Below are 16,242 nucleotides of genomic sequence, written 5' to 3'. Positions count from 1 at the left end.
GGGGGCGGGCTTGCTGCCGCAGGCGGCCAGGGACAGGACCATGGCGCCGGCCAACAGGGCGGAAATCAGCTTTTTCATTGCAAATCCTCCTATTTTCCTTTATTGAGCGGGGACCGCTCACCTCTGTGTGTCATACGCCTCTGAGCGTTCAGAATTGTATGACATCTGACATTATTGTATCAAATTTCAGGGTAAAGTCAATTTGTAAAAACAGCGAAAAACACTCTCCGTTTTTGGTCTATTTGACAGCCGGTTTCCCGTCTCCTCCCTGAAAGTCCGTCAAGATTCCATAAATTTTTCCTCATGTGGCTCCTCCGCCCCATTTTGCCCCCTCTCTTTCCTTTCCGGGGCAGCAAAAAGCCCGGCGTCTGTTTCAGGCGCCGGGCTTTGACACAGTAGTGCAAAAGCAGGTTCAGGCGGGGTTTGTGATGTTCTCCTCCAGGTCCTCCTGGACCTTGTCCAAGTGGGCCCGCATGGCGTTTTCCGCCCTGTCTCCGTCCCTGGCCTGGATGGCCTCCATGATCCGGGTGTGGGGGGTCACGGCGTTCCGAACGTTCTGAGGGACCTGAAAGGTCTTGGAGCGGAAGGTCTTCATCCCCTGGTTGATCTGCTGGTTGATGGCGATGAGCAGATGGTTGCCGCTGCCCTCCACAATGGCGCTGTGGAAGGACTCGTCCAGCTGGGCGATCCGGGCGGTATCCTGCGCCTGAAGGGCGTCCATGAAATGGCCGTGGAGTTCTGTCAGGGCTCCGATGTCCCGGTCGCTCCCCCGCTCCGCCATACGGCGGGCGGCCATGGGCTCCAGGGCGCGCCGGATCTCGATCCCTTCCCGGAGCTGCACCTCGTTCTTCAGCAGCCACTCCACCGCGCCCACGTCCTCACCGGGCTGCCGCTCGGCCACAAAGGCCCCCCGGCCGGGCTTGATTTCCACATAGCCCCGGGCCTGGAGCAGGCGAAAGGCCTCCCGAATGGTGCCCCGGCCCACACCCAGGCGCTGGCACAGGTCCATCTCGGCGGGGAGCTTTTCACCCGGCCCGCATTGTCCGCTTTCGATCAGCTGCCGGATCTGTTCTTCCACCTGCTGGACGATTGGGACCCGCTTGATCGGCTCCATAGTCCCGCCTCCTGTCCTCATAGTGAATCCCATTGTACTTTCTTTTTTTTGGCCCGTCAAGCCAAATGGCAGGAAATGAAAACACTTTCCCGTCCTTTTCCCCCTGTCCCTGGCATGGATTGCCCGCCGGCCGAACTGCCGGGAAGCGGATGCGGCAGGTCCCGGAAAAGTTTTCCGCCTCCCTTGACTTTAATAGTTAACTGTGTTAAAGTGTTTCTGGCTTCCACCGGGGAGCTTACCATTTTACCGCGCCCGGAGGCGCATGGGGGTTACTATGAGCAGACATATTGTAATTGTGGGGCTTGGCCTGATCGGCGGCTCCATGGCCCGGGCCCTGCGGGGCTTTGAGGATTTTGACATCATCGGCCTGGACGTGAGCCAGCCCACGCTGCGCTTCGCCCTGGAAAACAACATCATCGACCAGGCGGAGACCGACCCGGTCAAGGCCCTGGCCCAGGGGGACCTGGTATTTCTCTGTCTCCACCCCAAGGGCATCGTGGATTTCCTGACGGAACATAAAGATCACTTCAAGGCGGGCGCCATGGTCACCGATGTGTGCGGCATCAAGGGGGCCGTCCTGGAGGCGGCCACGGCCCTGCCCGGCAACGTCTCCTTCGTGGGCGGGCACCCCATGGCGGGCCGGGAGACCTCCGGCATCCAGAACTCCCTGGATAACATGTTCCTCAACGCCCACTACATTCTCACGCCTAACCAGCAGTCCCGTCCCGAGCATATCGCCCTGATGGAGCGGGTGGCCAAGCAGGCGGGCTGCGCCGACGTGGTCAAGACCACGCCCGAGGAGCACGACGCCATCATCGCTTACACCAGCCAGATGATGCACATTATCGCCGTGGCCGTCTGTGATGACGAGAGCCTGTTCCGCTACCAGGGCTTCGAGGGCGACTCCTTCCGGGGCTGCACCCGGGTGGCCGCGCTGGACGTCCCCCTCTGGACCCAGCTGTTCTCCATGAACGCCTGCGCCCTGTGTACCGCTCTGGAACAGCTGGAGGGCAACATCCGGGACTACCGTCTTGCCATCCAGGCCGGGGACACGGAGGCCCTCGCCCAGCGGCTGTCCGTCTCCGCCGCCCGGAAGCGGAAGATGAACCAGCTGGAGCAGGAAAGCGGCGCCGTGGGCCGCAACGGAACAAAATAAAACACACAGCAAAAGGCCCTGACAGCTGTCAGGGCCTTTTGCTGTGTGTGTTGTAAAGGAGAGGGAGAAAAGAGGTGAATTATGATGTCTTCTGGCTACGGGAATATGCTACAATATAATTGCGTCAAATCCATGACGCGGACATGAACTTTTTGTAAACATCCGGCTGTTTTCCCCCTCCGGACGACAGAAGGCCCCGGCCATACGGCCAGGGCCTTCCGCCTGTGTGTGTTGTAAAAGGAGAGGGAGAAATGGGAGATAATTGGTACGTTTGGTACGGTACTATCGTAACGGAGAATTAAGGCAAAATCGTGACAATGGTATGAACATTTTGTAAACAATGCCGGGATTTTTCCCCGTATCATTCCTTTTTGTGGCGCACACGCCAAATTCCCCCTCCCGTCAAAAACACGGCGCCGGTCCCGCCCCATCCAGCCGCGTCTTTTGCGGCGCGCCCATCTGAAAGGGACCGGAGCCGCCTTGTCTTGACAGGACAGCTCCCGCTGTGAGATAATAAAATATTACCAAACGCGGGATTTCGGTCCGCTCTAAGGAGTATCTGTACATCATGGGATTCTTTGTAAACTTCTGCCTGCGCGGCGGTGATAAGCACGACCCCAAGACCCGCCGCCGCTGCGGCACCATGTCCGGTGGCATCGGGATCTTTCTGAACATACTGCTGTTTCTGGGCAAGCTGCTGGCCGGCCTCATCACCTCCTCCGTGGCCATGGTGGCCGACGCCGTCAACAACCTGTCCGACGCCGCCACCTCCGTTGTCACCCTGATTGGCTTCCGTCTGGCGGGACAGGAGGCCGACGCCGACCACCCCTTCGGCCACGGCCGGGTGGAGTACGTCACCGGGTTGATCGTGGCCCTGGCCATTCTGCTCATGGGCTTCGAGGTGGGCCGCTCCTCCCTGGACGCCCTGCTCCACCCCTCGCCCGTCGAGGCCACTCCCCTGTCCCTGGTCATCCTGGCCGCGGCTATCGCCGTCAAGCTGTGGATGTTCTTCTTCAACCGCGCCCTGGGCCGTGCCATCGGCTCCGCCGCCATGGAGGCTACCGCCGCCGACTCCCTGTCCGACGTGGCCTCCACCTCGGTGGTCCTGGCCTCCGCCCTGCTGGGCCGGTTCGTATCCTTCCCCATCGACGGTCTGGCCGGTCTGGCCGTCTCCCTGCTCATCCTGAAAACCGGTTGGGAGGCCGCCCGGGAGACGCTGGACCCCCTGCTGGGCCGCCCCATGGACCCGGAGCTGGCCGCCGACATTGACAAGCTGGTGCTGGGCCACGACAAGATCCTGGGCATTCACGACCTGGTCTACCACGACTACGGTCCGGGGCGGGCCATGATGTCCTTCCACGCCGAGGTCCCCGCCGACGGCGACCTGCTGGAGATCCACGACCTCATCGACCACATCGAGCGGGAGCTGAAGGCCAAACACCACATCGAGACCACCATCCACATGGACCCGGTGGTATGTGACGAGCGGACCGCCGGACTCCGGCAGCAGGTGACCGACATCGCCAAGGGAATGGACCCCGCCCTCACCATCCACGACTTCCGCATCACCGCCGGCCCCATCCACACCAATCTGATTTTCGACGTGGTGGTGCCCTACGGCTTCCGCCTCACCGACGACCAGGTGCGCTCTGAGCTGACCGCCGGGATTAAGGGCCTGTCCGACCGCTATTTCCCCGTGATCCAGGTGGACCACTCCTATGTGGACGTCCGGGGCTGACCGCCCGGAAGGGCTCCCTTTCCGCCCTAATTTACAAATTATTCACCCAAGCGGCCTGATTGGAGTTATAATACTCTCTGAGGAAGAAACTACGGGGCCAGCTTTCCGCTCCCCGCGGATTTTGATTGCTGAACCGGCGAAATTCAAAGAAAAGGGGTGCCTCATATGCCCAAAAAGGTATTGATCGTAGAGGATGACGGCAATATTGCCGAGCTGCTCCACCTCTATCTGGAGAAAGAGGGGTTCGAGACCCAGGTGGCCAAGGACGGCGGCAAAGGCGTGGAGTTTTTCCGCTCCTTCCAGCCCGACCTGGTGCTGCTGGACATTATGCTGCCTGTCATGGACGGCTGGGCCGTCCTGAAAAAGATCCGGGAAGCCGGGAAGACCCCCGTCATCATGCTCACCGCCAAGGGCGAGACGGAGGACAAGGTCTCCGGTTTGGAGTCGGGGGCCGATGATTACATCGTCAAACCCTTTGAGATGAAAGAGGTACTGGCCCGCATCCACGCCGTCCTCCGCCGCAGCGGCGAGGAGGAGGAGCCCGGCGAGAAGAAGCTGACCTTTGACAAGCTGGTCATCAATCTGGACTCCTACGAGCTTCTGGTCAACGGCCAGCGGGTGGACACGCCCCCCAAGGAGCTGGAATTGCTTTACCACCTGGCTTCCGCTCCCAACCGGGTCTTTACCCGGAACCAGCTGCTGGACGAGGTCTGGGGCTTCGACTACTTCGGCGACAGCCGCACCGTGGACGTCCACATCAAGCGGCTGCGGGAGAAGCTGGAAAACGTCAGCGACCAGTGGAGGCTCAAGACCGTGTGGGGCGTGGGCTATAAATTTGAGGTAGGTGGGGCGGCGTGAAATCCCTCTACCGCCGGCAGCTCACCATGATGGTGGGCATTATGGTGCTGTCCTTCTCTCTGCTGTCCGCCGCCTTTATGCTGCTGTCCTACCGCTATATCATCTCTGAAAAGCGGGATGGCCTGGGCCGCAACGCCAACTATATCGCCGCCTTTACCTCCGCCTACTACCAGCAGTATATGGATATTCACAGTGAGCTGTACAAAAACTATGTCTCCTCCATCGCGCTGCTCACCGATTCCCACGTGATCGTCTCCAACCCGGACGGGCAGGTCATCTACGCCACCGACGGCACCCGCTTTTCCTCCTACAACGACAACGAACGTATTCCGGACAGCGTGGTCCAATCCGTTTTGAACCAGGGCTCCTTCGCCGGCATGAGCAATCTGGACGGCATTTATCCCGAGCGCCGGTATGTGGCGGGCCTCCCCGTCACCGTCAAGCTGGGCGGCATCTCCGTGGTCCAGGGGATGGTGCTGGTCTCCGCCGACGCCTCCAGCGTGTCTGAGATCTGGTCGGCCACCGCCACGATCTTTTTCTTCTCCGCGGTGGTGGTGCTGCTCATCGCCGTTGTGGCCAGCTCCCTCACCTCCGCCTATCAGGTCCGGCCCCTGAAAGAGATGGCCGAGGCCGCCCGGAAGTTCGGCCGTGGGGAGTTTGACGTACGGGTCACGGGCTACGAGAGCCGCTGTGACGAGATCAGCGAGCTGGCCGACGCCTTCAACGCCATGGCCAACTCCCTGGAGAAGGTGGAGAGCCAGCGGTCGGAGTTCATCGCCAACGTCTCCCACGAGCTGAAGACCCCCATGACCACCATCGCGGGCTTCGCCGAGGGCATTTTGGACGGCACCATCCCGCCGGAGCGGGAGAAGGAGTCCCTCCAGATCATCGTATCCGAGACACGGCGGCTGTCCCGCCTGGTGCGCCGGATGCTGGACCTGAGCCGGCTCAACGCCCTGTCGGAGAATACCCTCACCGCCCAGGAGCAGTTTGACCTCACCGAGGTGATGTCCCAGGTCCTCATCAGCCTGGAGGGCAAGATCACCGGCCGGAACCTGGACGTGGACGTGCAGATGCCGGAGGACAAGCTGATGGTCTGGGGCGATCCCGACTCCATCACCCAGGTGTGCTACAACCTGGTGGACAACGCCGCCAAGTTCGCCGCCTCGGGCACCACCATCACCGTCCAGATCACCAAAAAGGACGGCAAGGCCTACACCACCATCCGCAACCTGGGGGCCACCGTCCCTCCGGAGGAGCTGCCCCTCCTCTTTGAGCGCTTCCATAAGGCGGACTACTCCCGCTCCATGGACCGGGAGGGCGTGGGTCTGGGCCTGTATATCGTCAAGACCATTCTGAATAATCTGAAAGAGGACATCACCGTCACCAGTGAGGACGGTGTGACCCAGTTTACCTTCACCATGACCCTGGCGTGAGTTCCCTATTCCAAATTCCAAGAAGCGGGGTGTTTCCTTGGACAATCGAAGTGACGACCTCTGGCAGGGCGGCCCCTGGGAGCAGCCCTCTCCCCATTTTCCAACGCCTCCGGCGGTGCGCATCCCTGCCCACGCCATGGAGCCCCGCCGGCCTGTGCTCCGTCCCCGCCGGCGGCGGCGGGGCGGCGGAATTGCCCTGCTGGTGGTCCTGATCCTGGTCCTGACCGGGATCGCCGTGGCCTTCGGCAGCCGCTTTTTCTCCCAGGCGGAGTTTTTCCCACCCCCTCATGGGGAGGACGACCGCTATCAAGAGCAGGAGTACAGCACCGATCCCCCCTCCATTCCCCGGGCGGAAACAGGGACCGGCGTCACCCTGGACTTGACGCCCGCCTCCGGCGAATCCCTGACCTGTACCCAGATCTATGAGAAGAACGCCTTCTCCATCGTCTCCATCGAGTCGGAGAGCCGGCACGAATTCAGCACCGGCACCGGCGTCATCCTCACCGAAGACGGCTATATCATCACCAACGCCCACGTGGTGGCGGGGGCCGAGTATGTCCAGGTGGTCTTCTACGACAACGACGTACTGGAGGCCAGCCTGGTGGGCTTTGACGCCGACGAGGACCTGGCGGTATTAAAGGTGGAGGCGGAGGGCCTCATTCCCGCCGAGTTCGGCGATTCCTCCGCCCTGCGCTGCGGCGATCCGGTGGCCGCCATCGGCGACCCCCTAGGCTACCGCTCCACCATCACCGACGGCATCGTCTCCGCCCTGGACCGGGAGGTGGAGGTGGACGGCGTCACCATGACCCTGATCCAGACCAGCGCCGCCATCAACTTCGGCAACTCCGGCGGTGCCCTCATCAACCAATACGGCCAGGTGGTGGGCATCACCACCATCAAAATCGTCACCGACGACGGCTCCGCCGAGGCCTTGGGCTTTGCCATTCCCTCCCGGCGGGTGAAGTATGTGGCCGACACCCTCATCGACGGCCGACAGGTCCGCACCGGCGTTTTCGGCTTCACCGTCCTGACCCGGCCGGTGTCCGGCGGTCTGGAGCTCCAGAGCGTGGACCCCAACAGCGACGCCTATGCCAAAGGGCTCCAGGCGGGGGACATCATTACCGCCGTCAACGGCCAGCCCGTCACCGGCACCCAGGACCTGGCCCGGATAAAGCTGTCCCTGGGCCCCGGGGACACGGTGGAGCTCACCTACCTGCGGGACGGCGTGTCCTATGCGGTGGAAGTGGCCCTGGTGGATTCGGAATTGATCGGCTGACCGTTTTTGATATGGACGCTTTTCGAAGCGTCCATATTTTATTTGCCCCTCCCTGTCCGCCGTGCTATAATCAAACTGTCTGAACGGGATTTTTCAGAAATACTGTCCCGGCAAGGAGGGAGCGCCCTTGATCAACACGACCCTGTGCTACATCCGGCGGGGAGATGAGTACCTGATGCTCCACCGGATCAAAAAAGAAAACGACCTGAACCACGACAAATGGATCGGGATCGGCGGAAAATTTGAGGACAAGGAGAGCCCGGAGGACTGCCTGCTCCGGGAGGCCCGGGAGGAAACGGGCCTCACCCTGACAGACTGGCGCTACCGGGGCCTGGTCACCTTTGTTTCTGACCGCTGGCCCACGGAATATATGCACCTGTTTACCGCCGACGGCTGGACCGGCACCCTGAAGGACTGCGACGAGGGGGTGCTGGAGTGGGTGCCCCGGCACAAGCTGCTGGAGCTGCCCCACTGGGAGGGGGACGCCATCTTCCTGGACCTGATCGCCCGGGAGGACACCCCCTTCTTCTCCCTGAAGCTGCGCTATGAGGACGAAACTTTGGCCGAGGCCGTTCTGGACGGCCGGCATTTGAAAGGAGCGCCGGAACTATGACTGTGACCCTGCGAAACGCCCTCCTGACCGTGGAGATCGACGATCTGGGCGCCCAGCTGTGCTCGGTACAGAACGCCCAAGGCACCGAGTACATCTGGCAGGCCGACCCCGCCATCTGGGGCCGCCACGCCCCCCTTCTTTTCCCCGTCATCGGGCGGCTCCGGGACGGACAGTACATCCACCGGGGCAAATCCTACTCCATCTCCAGCCATGGCTTCGCCCGGGACAGCCGCTTCGACGTGGTGGAGCAGAGCGGTACCCGCGCCGTCTTCCGCCTGTCCCACAGCCCGGAGACGCTGGCCGTCTTCCCCTTCCCCTTCCTTCTCACCGTCACCTATACCCTGGAGGAAAACCGCCTGACCAAGGCCTGCCGGGTGGAAAATCCCGGCCAAGAGGAGATGCTCTTTGAGCTGGGAGCCCACGACGGCTTCCGCGCTCCCCTGGAGCCCGGCGAATCCATGGATGACTACGCCATCCTCCTCCCCGGTCTGGAGGCCATCACCCCCTACGGCATGGACGAGGCCTGCATGACCACCCCCAAGGGTGCCGCCATCCCCCTGGAGGGGGGCCGTCTGCCCCTGAAGCCCTCCGTCTTCGGGCTGGACACCGTCATTCTGGACCAGCTGCCCCAGCGGCGGGCTGTCCTGGCGGACAGGGCGGGCCGTCCCCGGGTGACCCTGGACTTTGCCGACTTCCCCTACCTGGGCGTCTGGACTCCGGCAAAGCCCTTCGACACCAACTATGTCTGCATCGAGCCCTGGTCCACCCTCCCCGACGCCGTCTTCGTAGGCCGGGAACTGGCGGACAAGCAGGGCATCCGCCGCCTGGCCCCCGGACAGGCCGAGGTCCTGTCCTATACCACCACGTTCTGCTGAACAGAAGGAGGATACGCCATGAAGCCCCAGTACGCCAACACCTTCGGCATCCGCAAGGTGTCTGACAAGGAGGGCGAGGTCCTGGAGGTCACCCTGGACATCGCCTACAAATATATGGAGACCGCGGTCACCATCACCCCCAAGGGCCTGGAGAACATCTCCACCCCCGCCGCCGACCAAATCGCCTCCATCGTCATGAACCGGCAGAGCGCCATCTCCCTGCGCAACCTGCTCATTCAGACCCTGGGCATGGAACCGTAAATGTAATGACCCCCTCCGGCTTTGCCGGAGGGGGTCATGTATTTAACTCATATAGCGCTCCGCCCGGACCAGGTTCATGTCCTCCAGAGTCAGGTCCCGGTCGTAGGGGTTGATGAGGCGGTTCACCGCCTCCACTGTCTTTTCGGCGTCCAGCTCATAGCAGTAGGTGTTCCCCCGGTAGATCCCGTCCCCCCGGCCCTCCAGGGTGGCGGTCTCCACCCCGCTGGAGATGTCCACATTGATGGCCTGGGAGGCGAAATAGAGCATGTCGTTCAGCTCCAGGTCGGTGCTTACATACTTGTTGAAGATCTCCACAAAGCCGTTGACCTTGGTGAGGCTGTTCCAGGACAGCACCTTCTTGGCCAGAGCCACCAGCAGCTTCTGCTGGGTCTGGGTCCGGCCCACGTCGGAGTAACCCGACAGGTCGTTGTTCTTCCGGAACCGGGCCACCTCCATGGCCTCCTGGCCGTTCAGATGCCGCATGCCCTCTGTAAAGTGGATGGACAGGTCCTGATAGGGATCGTCGTAGTCCATGTCGCAGGGGATATAAAAGTCCACGCCATCCAGATAGTCCACCAGGGCAATAAAGCCCTTGATGTTCACCTTCACATAGTAGTCGATGGGGATGCCCAGCATATCGGAGATGTCGGCCACCCGTTGCTCCACGCCGCCGCTGCCGTAGACCAGCTTGGGATTTTTCCCGCTGGCCCGGTCCGTGAGGGTGTCCCGGGGCACGGACACCACCCCCACCTTCTGGTTGGGGATGTCATAGCTCAGCACCATCATGGTGTCGGTGCGCACCCCCTCCTTGTCGGTGGCGGTCAGGAGGATGTTATACACCATCTCCCGGCGGACCAGGGGCTGCTCCTGTTGGGAAACGTCGCTGGGATCGGCCGTCCCCATATTCCCGGACGGCTGGGTGCTCCCGCCCTGGCTGGGCGGAGTCACCGTCCCGGGGGCCTGCTCCGGCGGCTGTACCCAGGCGCTCCAGCCCACATAACCGGCCACGATCAGCAGGGAGATCACAAAAACGACCTTATAAAGGCCCCAGAACACTCTTTTCCCAAAGGATTTGCGCCGTGGCTGATGCTCCGGTTCGGGCCGCATCCTTTTTCCCGGGGCGGTACGCCTGCCGCCGCGGGACACGTTTACATATTTCTCTTCCAGGACGCTCCCCTCCCAACTGCTGATCACCCCTTAGTATACCGGGTTCGACAGGCTTCGGCAAGGGGGAGAGGCCCCAGTTCATGAAAATTTAAGAAATCCGGGGCCGGACGCCCTCTTTCCTGTAACCGGCCAGGAGGCTCCGGGACCGGTCCCGGAGCCTCCTGCTCTTTTCCTTCCCGGCGCGGGAAGGATTTATTTCTTCCCTGCCTGTGCCCTTCTGACACTGGCAAAAACGGAACCGGAAATATTGTGCCAGACGCTGAAAATGGCTCCCGGCAGGGTGGCCAGGGGATTGGCCGCGAAGTTGGCCGCCGCCAGGGACACCGCCAGACCGCTGTTCTGCATGCCCACCTCGATGGCGATGGCCGTGGCCTTGTCATATTCCACCTGGAACAGCTTGGAAGCCAGCAGCCCCAGGCCCATGCCCAGCAGGTTGTGCAGCACCACCACGCCCAGGACCAACAGGCCGCAGGTGAAGATCTTCTCCACGTTGTTGGCCACGATGCCCGCGATGATCATGACGATGGCCACCACGGAGATCAGGGGCACCAGGGAGGAGATCTTCTCCATGGCGCTGCCCAGCAGTCCGTGGATCACGATGCCCAGGATCACCGGCACCAGGATCACTTTCGTCACAGAGATGACCATGGCCATCAGGGAGACGTCCACCCAGGCTCCCGCCAGCAGATAGGTCAGGACGGGCGTCATGATGGGCGCCAAAAGGGTGGAGACGATGGTCATGCCCACGGACAGGGACACGTCTCCTCCGGCGATGTAGGTGATGACGTTGCTGGCGGTGCCGCCGGGGCAGCAGCCCACCAGAATCACGCCCACGGCCAGGTCCGTGGGGAGGCCCAGCAGCACCGACAGCACCCACGCCGCCAGGGGCATGATGCTGTACTGGGCAACGCAGCCGATGATGATCTCCTTGGGCCGGGTGAACACCACCTTGAAGTCCCCGGCTTTGATGGTCAGGCCCATGCCGAACATGGCGGCACCCAAAAACCAGGAGGTGTATTGGGTGGCCCAGGCAAAGACAGAGGGAACGGCCATGGCCGCCGCGGAAAACAGGATGATGACCACGCCGATGTAGCGGGTCAGAGCCGTGACGAGCTTTTCCAACGTTTTCACCGGTCACACCTCATAGCTGAAGTTGTCGATGAGCCGGGTCTTGCCGATGTACACCGCCATGGCCACCAGTACGTCCCGGTCCACCTTCTCCACATCCTTCATGGTCAGGGCGTCCACCATGGAGACGTAGTCGATCTTTGCCAGAGGCTCCGCCTCGATGATCTTTCTCATCTCCGACAGCACCGCTTCGCTGTCCATGCCGGGGGCGATGAGTTCCTGGCCCCGCTTCACCGCCCGGGAGAGGCACAGGGCCGCCTGGCGCTCCTGGGGATTCAGGTAGGTGTTTCGGGAGGACTTGGCCAGGCCGTCCTCCTCCCGGATGATGGGACAGCCCACGATCTCAATGTCGAAGTTCAGGTCCCGGACCATCTTCCGGATGATGGCCAGCTGCTGGGCGTCCTTCTGGCCGAAGTAGGCCTTGTCGGGGGCGACAATGTGGAACAGCTTGGAGACCACGGTACACACGCCCCGGAAATGGATGGGCCGGGTCCTGCCGCAGAGATTTTCAGAAAGGGTCTCGATGCTGACATAGGCGCAGGGGTCCTGGTACATCTCCTCCGGTTCCGGATGGAAGATCAGGTCCGCCCCCAGGGACTCGCAAAGGGCGCTGTCCCGCTGAAAGTCCCGGGGATAGGCCTCCAGGTCCTCGTTGGGACCGAACTGGGTGGGGTTGACGAACACGGACACCACCACGATGTTGTTCTCCTCCCGGCATTTCCGGATCAGGCTGGCGTGCCCCTCATGCAAATATCCCATGGTGGGGACCAGACCCACGGTCTTCCCCTCTTTTTTCCAGCTTTTTACCAGAGCTCTCGTCTCCGCGACGGTGGTTGTTACCTGCATTTTTGTTTCCTCTCTTCGTGATGAAAATTGGAAGATAGTCTCGCCCTGACGGTTGGTTATTTCATGTCCTCCAGCCGGCCGTGCTTTTCATAGCTGGTCTTCCGGAGGATCCGGTTGTTTTCGTCCACAAAGACGACGGAGGGTCTGTGGTCCCGGGCCTCCCCGGCCTCATACCCGGCGTAGGCCATGATGATCACCTTGTCGCCCACGCTGACGCATCTGGCCGCGGCGCCGTTGAGGCAGATCATGCCGCTGCCCCGCTGGCCGCAGATGGTATAGGTCTCAAAGCGGTTCCCGTTGTTAATGTCCACGATCTGAACCTTTTCATACTCCAGGATGCCCGCCGCTTCCAGCAGCGCCTCGTCCACCGTGATGCTGCCCACGTAGTCCAACTCCGCCTGGGTCACGGTGGCCCTGTGGATCTTTCCTTTCAGCATTTCCAATGTCACTTTGGTCCTTCACCTCCTTTTTACAAAAATAAAAGCACCTTCCGGGCACAGAATCCCCCTGAAGATGCACAGTTTCACCTGATGTTTCTTCACAGAGTCTCATTTCTTCCGAATATAAGCCCTTGTCAAAACACAAATCCGCCGCCGGACGTCCCTGGGTTGGTACATCCGCCGGCCCCTATTCAGTTGTATGAAATAACGCGCCGATCAGTCAGAGTATAGTTTTGAGCAAATACTATCTCCGTTCCATAGTTTACCAGATTTCTCCCAAAAGTGCAACCGCGGGTTTTTCATCCATTGCCCCGCTTTCCCCTGTTTCCCCCGTGGATCGCCGCCGGAAGGTCCTTCCGGACAGAAGGAGTTTTCAAAAAAGACAGCCGCCCGGAGGGCGGCTGTCTCTGCGCATCTGTACGTTTTAATATCCGAACACCATGTCCCGGCTGATTTCAGCCAGGGAGTGGACCCCGCACATGGCCATGGTGTCGGCCAGCTCGGCTTTCAGCTTATTGGTGAGCACCTTTACCCCCTCGGCGCCGCCGCCGTAGACGGCGGTGACATAGGGCCGGGCCAGGATACAGGCGTCGGCGCCCAGCGCCAGGGCCTTGCACACATCCACGCCGGAGCGGATGCCGCCGTCCACCAGAATGGTCATCTTTCCCTTCACCTCGTCGGCGATGGCGGGCAGCACAGCGGCGGTGGCGGGCACACCGTCCTGGACCCGGCCCCCGTGGTTGGACACCACGATGCCGGCGGCTCCGGCCTCCAGGGCCTTCTCGGCCCCCTTGACGGTCATGATGCCCTTGATGATAAAGGGCACCCCGGCGTAGTCGATGATCTCCTTCAGTTCGGCCACCGTCTTGGAGCCGGCGGGAGGATTGAGGCCCTTGAGGAAGGGCAGGCCGGCCGCGTCGATGTCCATGGCGAAGACCTTGGCGCCCGAGGCCTTGGCGGCGTCCAGCTTGGCAAACAGGGTGTCCCGGTCCCAGGGCTTGACGGTGGGGATGCCCTTGCCCCCATTCTCTCCGATGGCCTTGGCGGCGGCGGTGAACACCCCGGGGTCGGTACCGTCGCCGGTAAAGGCGGCGATACCCGCCTGGGCACAGGCGGGGACCAGGATACTGTTATATTCCTGGTCGGTAAACTTGTCCCCGTAGTGGAGCTTCACCGCCCCCACGGGCCCGGCGAAGATGGGCAGGTCATACTGCTGGCCGAACAGGATGAAGCTGGTGTCCACCGGGCCGTTTTCGCAGATGGTGTCCATGTTCAGGCAGACCTCCTGCCAGGCGTCGTAGTTCCGGGCGGCCACGGTGCCGCTGCCCTTGGAGCCCGGGCCGGGCATGGTGTTCTTGCAGGCCCGGCCGTTGCATACCGGGCACACTTTACAATAAGGGCCGCTGCAGGTGCGGGCCTCCTGAAGGATCTCTTGATAAGTCATGGCGTTCCCCTCCTTACATTCTCTTCTCATCATACCCGCACCTCCCCCGTCCGTCAAGGGGATACCGGCCGTCCATGCGACAAAAAGCGCGCCGTCTCAGGGACGGCGCGCCGTGATTTCTATGAACTTACAGGCAGGTCTGGACCTTGGTCAGCTCCTCGGCGATGTTCAGCACATGGTCGCCGATACGCTCGAAGTCGGTGAGCAGCTCGGAGTAGATGATGCAGGCCTCCTCGTTGCAGGTGCCCATGCGCATCCGGTCCAGCTGGCCCCGGCGGAACTGGTCGGTCATGTCGTCGATGCGCTGCTCCAACTGGGCCACGTCCACCAGCCATTCGGGCTGGCCGGCCTGGTGGTGCAGCAGGGCGGCGATGGCCTCCAGACAGATGTCCCGCATGGCGCCGATCTCGTTCTGGGCAGTCTCGGAGAAGCTGACGTTCTTATCCACCAACAGCCGGGTGTAGCCGGCCAGGTTGTCGGCGTGGTCGCCGATACGCTCGATGTTTCCCGAAATGGTGAAAAAGCTGCTGACCACGACGGAGCCCTGTTCGTTGGTCTCGATGGAGATCAGGTGGGAGACGTAGCGGGAGATCTCCTTGTTCAAAAAGTCGATATACTCCTCCCGCTCCTCCACCACGTCCAGTTGGCTGGCATCCCGGGCCAGGACCGCCCGGAAGCTCTCCGCCACGTTGTCCCGGGCCATGGACAGCATCCGGTTCAGCTCATGGCGCAGTTGGTCGACTACGATGGCGGACACGCCCAGGCCGCCCTCTTTTCCGGTGGTGGAGACCGGCTTGAGGTATTCCAGGCACATCACAGACTCATCCTTCTCCGCCTGAGGCAGGTCGGGCAGGATGCGCACCGCCAGCTTGGCCAGGTAGTTGCCCAGGGGCAGCAGCAGCAGGGTGGTGCCGATATTAAAGGAGGTGTGCATGGCGGCGATCTGGGCCTTGGGCGCGCTGACCAGAAGCTGGATCCAGTGGGTGATGGGCAGCATCAGCACCAGCAGGGTGAAAACCACCGTACCGATGAGGTTGAACATCAGGTGGATCAGGGTGGCCCGGCGGGCATTGCGGTTGGTACCCACGGAGGCCAGCACCGCGGTGATACAGGTGCCGATATTGGTGCCGAACAGGACAAAGGAGGCGCTGGCAAAGGGGATGATCCCCGCGTTGAACAGGGTCTGCACGATGCCCACGGCCGCGGCGGAGGATTGGATGATGGCGGTAAAGGCCGCGCCCACCAGGATGCCCACCACGGGATTGGAGAAATTGGACACCAGCCGGATAAAGGCCTCCGATTCCCGCAGGGGGGCCATGGCGGTACTCATCATCTCCATACCGATAAAGAGCACGCCCAGGCCGGCCAGGATCTGGCCCACATGCTGGATCCGCTGTCTTTTCACAAAGATCACCAGCACCACGCCCACGAAAGCGAACAGCGGCGCGATGGCTCCCATGTCCAGGGAGACCAGGATGCCGGTGATGGTGGTGCCGATGTTGGCGCCCATGATGATCCAGACCGCCTGGTTCAGGGTCATCATTCCCGCGTTGACGAAGCCCACCACCATGACGGTGGTGGCGGAGGAGGACTGGACCGCCGCCGTGATCAGCGCGCCCACCAGCACGCCCAAAAACCGGTTGGCGGTCAGCCGCTCCAGGATCGACTTCATCTTGTCGCCTGCCGCGGCCTCCAGGCCGGAGCTGGTCATCTGCATCCCGTACAGGAACAGGGCCAGACCGCCCAGCAGCCCCAGGATCACTGTCATACCCATCTGTTTCATTTCCTTCCTCGCGGCCCTTCCCGCCACAAGCTCACGCCGTTCCAGAAAAAAAGCACAGCCCCGCCCGTCCCCGGGCGCAGGTCGTGCCTGCCTCTCGCTTGTGACCC

Annotated in this window: 15 protein-coding genes; 8 read left to right on the top strand and 7 right to left on the bottom strand. The window is 61.8% G+C overall.

What is annotated here, in order from left to right:
• Positions 1–412 precede the first annotated feature (412 nt).
• Entirely contained in the window at positions 413–1,114 is a 702-nt protein-coding gene (locus I6E42_RS11635; protein ID WP_235372151.1) for a FadR/GntR family transcriptional regulator, read from the bottom strand.
• Positions 1,115–1,388: 274 nt separating this feature from the next.
• Between I6E42_RS11635 and I6E42_RS11630 the strand changes: the two genes are divergently transcribed.
• The 8 genes from I6E42_RS11630 (at position 1,389) to I6E42_RS11595 (ending at position 9,327) form a co-directional block, all read left to right on the top strand.
• Positions 1,389–2,270, top strand: coding sequence for a prephenate dehydrogenase (locus tag I6E42_RS11630; protein ID WP_235372149.1), 882 nt, complete (start codon positions 1,389–1,391; stop codon positions 2,268–2,270).
• A gap of 568 nt (positions 2,271–2,838) precedes the next feature.
• Complete coding sequence (locus I6E42_RS11625) at positions 2,839–4,008, top strand: cation diffusion facilitator family transporter (RefSeq protein WP_235372146.1); 1,170 nt, start codon at positions 2,839–2,841, stop codon at positions 4,006–4,008.
• Positions 4,009–4,173: 165 nt separating this feature from the next.
• Positions 4,174–4,866, top strand: coding sequence for a response regulator transcription factor (locus tag I6E42_RS11620; protein WP_235372144.1), 693 nt, complete (start codon positions 4,174–4,176; stop codon positions 4,864–4,866).
• Complete coding sequence (locus I6E42_RS11615) at positions 4,863–6,302, top strand: ATP-binding protein (protein WP_235372142.1); 1,440 nt, start codon at positions 4,863–4,865, stop codon at positions 6,300–6,302. Before I6E42_RS11620 ends, I6E42_RS11615 begins: the two co-directional genes overlap by 4 nt.
• A 37-nt stretch (positions 6,303–6,339) precedes the next feature.
• Positions 6,340–7,578 (top strand): S1C family serine protease, encoded by a 1,239-nt coding sequence (locus tag I6E42_RS11610; protein WP_235372139.1) that lies wholly within the window; start codon positions 6,340–6,342, stop codon positions 7,576–7,578.
• A 127-nt stretch (positions 7,579–7,705) separates the two neighbouring features.
• Complete coding sequence (locus I6E42_RS11605; protein ID WP_235372137.1) at positions 7,706–8,191, top strand: NUDIX hydrolase; 486 nt, start codon at positions 7,706–7,708, stop codon at positions 8,189–8,191.
• Positions 8,188–9,066, top strand: coding sequence for an aldose 1-epimerase family protein (locus tag I6E42_RS11600; protein WP_235372135.1), 879 nt, complete (start codon positions 8,188–8,190; stop codon positions 9,064–9,066). Before I6E42_RS11605 ends, I6E42_RS11600 begins: the two co-directional genes overlap by 4 nt.
• A gap of 18 nt (positions 9,067–9,084) precedes the next feature.
• Positions 9,085–9,327 (top strand): hypothetical protein, encoded by a 243-nt coding sequence (locus tag I6E42_RS11595; RefSeq protein ID WP_235372134.1) that lies wholly within the window; start codon positions 9,085–9,087, stop codon positions 9,325–9,327.
• A 42-nt stretch (positions 9,328–9,369) separates the two neighbouring features.
• On the opposite strand, the gene I6E42_RS11590 is transcribed toward I6E42_RS11595, so the two are convergent.
• The 6 genes from I6E42_RS11590 to I6E42_RS11565 all read right to left on the bottom strand — a co-directional run bounded on the left by I6E42_RS11590 (position 9,370) and on the right by I6E42_RS11565 (position 16,126).
• Positions 9,370–10,353, bottom strand: coding sequence for an LCP family protein (locus tag I6E42_RS11590; protein WP_235372127.1), 984 nt, complete (start codon positions 10,351–10,353; stop codon positions 9,370–9,372).
• Between the two features lie 333 nt (positions 10,354–10,686).
• Positions 10,687–11,625, bottom strand: a complete 939-nt coding sequence (locus I6E42_RS11585) for a bile acid:sodium symporter family protein (protein ID WP_235372126.1) — start codon at positions 11,623–11,625, stop codon at positions 10,687–10,689.
• A 3-nt stretch (positions 11,626–11,628) separates the two neighbouring features.
• Positions 11,629–12,468: a pantoate--beta-alanine ligase gene (gene panC / locus I6E42_RS11580; RefSeq protein WP_235372119.1), complete on the bottom strand. Its 840-nt coding sequence runs from the start codon at positions 12,466–12,468 to the stop codon at positions 11,629–11,631.
• 56 nt (positions 12,469–12,524) lie between these two features.
• A complete protein-coding gene (gene panD, locus I6E42_RS11575) occupies positions 12,525–12,905 on the bottom strand; it encodes an aspartate 1-decarboxylase (RefSeq protein WP_268841991.1) in 381 nt (126 codons plus the stop codon).
• A 427-nt stretch (positions 12,906–13,332) separates the two neighbouring features.
• Positions 13,333–14,352 (bottom strand): alpha-hydroxy-acid oxidizing protein, encoded by a 1,020-nt coding sequence (locus I6E42_RS11570; RefSeq protein WP_235372179.1) that lies wholly within the window; start codon positions 14,350–14,352, stop codon positions 13,333–13,335.
• Between the two features lie 127 nt (positions 14,353–14,479).
• Complete coding sequence (locus tag I6E42_RS11565; protein WP_235372178.1) at positions 14,480–16,126, bottom strand: Na/Pi cotransporter family protein; 1,647 nt, start codon at positions 16,124–16,126, stop codon at positions 14,480–14,482.
• Positions 16,127–16,242: the final 116 nt, after the last annotated feature.

This window comes from Pseudoflavonifractor phocaeensis (assembly GCF_021531815.1).
Taxonomy (GTDB): domain Bacteria; phylum Bacillota; class Clostridia; order Oscillospirales; family Oscillospiraceae; genus Lawsonibacter; species Lawsonibacter phocaeensis_A.
The sequence above is the reverse complement of the archived record's forward strand: the minus strand, read 5'-3'. Positions and strand labels throughout refer to the sequence as shown.